Source organism: Chryseobacterium sp. SIMBA_038 (assembly GCF_046535115.1).
Taxonomy (GTDB): domain Bacteria; phylum Bacteroidota; class Bacteroidia; order Flavobacteriales; family Weeksellaceae; genus Chryseobacterium.
On sequence record NZ_JAWRXH010000164.1, the window covers coordinates 1 to 273 of the forward strand.

1 pseudogene is annotated in these 273 nt (G+C 35.5%); it reads right to left on the reverse strand.

The window, feature by feature from the left end:
- Positions 1-273, reverse strand: a pseudogene (locus tag SB689_RS23130) (gliding motility-associated C-terminal domain-containing protein); the annotation flags it as partial.

Here is a 273-nt window from a genome sequence, read left to right on the forward strand (position 1 = left end):
TGGGGTTAGTTGCGTCTGTATAGCTTATACTATAATAGAAAACCGTGGTGGTATTTACTGTTATTGGATTGGCAATAGGATTATTCCCTGTTAAGGCATCATTCTGAGTAGTATGATAGCTTACACTAAAATGTTGATTTCCATTTATAATGCCTGGTGATAATGTAGAAAAATCAAACAAACCAGAACTGAAACAAATAATAACCTCTCTGGGGTCTGCAGGATTAGCTGCTGAAATACCTGGAGGAATAAAAGGATAAGTCTGAATATTTG